The 2,364-nt window shown below is 29.3% G+C and carries 3 protein-coding genes; all 3 read right to left on the bottom strand.

Going from position 1 to position 2,364, the window contains the following annotated elements; all coding sequences use genetic code 11:
- Positions 1-82: 82 nt before the first annotated feature.
- The 3 genes from MPF19_RS18830 to MPF19_RS18820 all read right to left on the bottom strand — a co-directional run bounded on the left by MPF19_RS18830 (position 83) and on the right by MPF19_RS18820 (position 1,964).
- Positions 83-586: a hypothetical protein gene (locus MPF19_RS18830; protein ID WP_249989820.1), complete on the bottom strand. Its 504-nt coding sequence runs from the start codon at positions 584-586 to the stop codon at positions 83-85.
- Positions 587-713: 127 nt separating this feature from the next.
- Complete coding sequence (locus tag MPF19_RS18825) at positions 714-1,442, bottom strand: hypothetical protein (protein ID WP_249989819.1); 729 nt, start codon at positions 1,440-1,442, stop codon at positions 714-716.
- A 297-nt stretch (positions 1,443-1,739) separates the two neighbouring features.
- Positions 1,740-1,964, bottom strand: coding sequence for a hypothetical protein (locus tag MPF19_RS18820; protein WP_249989818.1), 225 nt, complete (start codon positions 1,962-1,964; stop codon positions 1,740-1,742).
- Positions 1,965-2,364 lie beyond the last annotated feature (400 nt).

Below are 2,364 nucleotides of genomic sequence, written 5' to 3'. Positions count from 1 at the left end.
GTGAACGGCTATTTTCCGCAGGAAAATTGTTGTTTGCAAAAATGCAACTGCTTTTAGTTAAGCACTAATTTAGCAATTTTTTTTACACGGTGTTGTGTGTAGTTTTTTTTAATCGGTTTATTATTTTTCTTGCGTTACTTTCTATAATTTTCCATTCCCACAATTCAGGGTTTCCAAATTCAGGATTTGTGTTTTTCCAATTTTCAGCTCTTTTTTTAGAGTTCACAGAAATTCGGCATTCAATTTCGTTTTCAATATTTAGTAAATTCAGATGCAAGAATATTATTCCCCAACCGTCAATTCGGTTTCGGTATGTTTTTCCGTCGCAATATTTCGGGTCGAGTTTTAATTTCGTTATTGAGAATTTGCCTTTGGTTTCAGGATGATAAATTCCAAATCCAAATTGTTTTTTATTTTCAGAAATTGAGTGAGAGAAGTAGTTTTTAAATTCAGAGTAATTATTTACCCGAACTAATTCTTTTTCCATTTCAGAATATGATTCATAAAATTCCGTTTTTGAATCCGATAGAATAAATTCAATCAGTTCAAAAAGCTTGTTTTTATTTATGATTTCTGTTCTTTGCATTCAGTTTTTTAAATTACACACAACGTGTTTGTGTATGATTAGTGGCGTGTTTAAGCACCAAATTTAGTAAATAAAAACTGAATAGAAAATCCGCGAGGATTTTCGTAAGTAGGCGAAAACCAAGCCATTAATTATACACGGTGTTGGCAGTAGGTTTTTTATCAATCCGCTCAACTATTTCATATCCTAAATTTCCTTTTTCCATAAACAAAAGTATTGTGTCATTCTTTCGTAATTTATTCCAGAGTTCAGATTCAACTTTGAACTTCTCGTTATAAATTCCAACGTTTGTGAAAATCCAATATTGAGAATCGCTTTTGTCTTTTTCGTCAATTTCAGATTTCTTTTCCCAAACAATAGTTTCTCTAGGATTTAATTCCTTTTCTGCTTTGTATCGATTAATAAAAGTTACGCAAGAAATAAATAATAAGGGAAATACAATTAACGATGAAAAAAGTCCAGTAAAACTAAATTTCCGATTTTCTTTTGGTTTAAAACTATATCTTAAAATGACTATAAAAATAGCAAAGATTAAACCATATATTCCAAACTCTTTGAAGATTCCGGAATCATTTATTGTGTTTCCTAAATGTTTAAATTCGTTAGCAACGAAACCAATAAAAGAACCTAAGATTATTGGTATAATTACAGTTCCTTTAATCAGCTTTTTTAAGTCAGATTTTTTTCCATTCAAAACATCGATTAGTCTGATTATGTTCAGAATAATAAAGAAAAAACCAATGAAGGCAAAAATTCCAAGAAATGATTTTTTGTCGATGAAACGAATTAATAATATAATTCCGAATAATATTCCAACTGCAATTTGAAAATATTCGTTTTTCAGTGTTTTATTCAATTCAGTTTGGGTTTTAAATTTACTTTTTTAAAAACCGAAATTTTAAATTTAAATTCGATTTTCGTTGGTTTGGTCAACTTACTGCCAACGTGTTTGTATATGGTTTGTTGCGTGTTTAAGCACTAAATTTAGCAAATAAAAATCGAATAGAAAATCCGCGAGGGTTTTCGTAAGCAGGCTAGAACCAGCAATAAATTATATACGGTGTTAGCAAAAGTATTTTTCCAACCGTGTAAAGTTCATTTTCGTTCAGTTTAGCTAATATCCCAATGTTCAGGTCAAAATATTTATATTTAACTAACGATATTTAAACCCATAAATCTCTTGTAATTTATGATTCATATAATTGTCAGACGGAAAAACCGTCAATTCAATCTTTTCGTTTTTTGACTTAATCCATTTCACGAATTCAATATAATTACTATATTCTATGGATAAAAATTTTAAGGATAGGTTCTTATCTCCATCGTTAAACTTTATTTCATTCAAAGTCGGACTTTTAGAAGCCTTTATATATTTCAATTCAGTTATGTTTGAGTAGTCGATATATTTTGTTTTTCCATTGAAACTATATTTAACAATTACTTGATTATCTTTAAAGACTATTGAAAATGACCTCGATTTTACATAATAAATTAAAAGACCAACAATGATAAATGTGATAACAATTGCAATTGTTTTATAGATAATATTTTCAACAGCGGAAAAAACTCCAAATCCAAAAACTAATAAAATTAGGCAGGCTAAAATCCCCTGAGAAACTGAATTTGTTGTCGAACTGTATTTTGGCATATTGGTATTCACGGACTGTTTTTTATATTTTTGCTAACGTTGTTTTGTATGGAAAGTTGCGTTTTAAGTCGACGGCTATTTTCCGCAGGAAAATAGAAGTTGACAGAAATGCAACAACCTTTGATTAAGC

This window comes from Polaribacter sp. Z014 (assembly GCF_023555435.1).
In the GTDB taxonomy this organism is placed as follows: Bacteria; Bacteroidota; Bacteroidia; order Flavobacteriales; family Flavobacteriaceae; genus Polaribacter.
Note: the sequence above shows the minus strand (reverse complement) of the source record. Positions and strands in the feature narration are given on the sequence as shown.

Bases quoted from the DNA above. Each gene is read 5' to 3' on its own strand.
- MPF19_RS18830 (WP_249989820.1), bottom strand. From the start codon at position 586: ATGCAAAGAACAGAAATCATAAATAAAAACAAGCTTTTTGAACTGATT.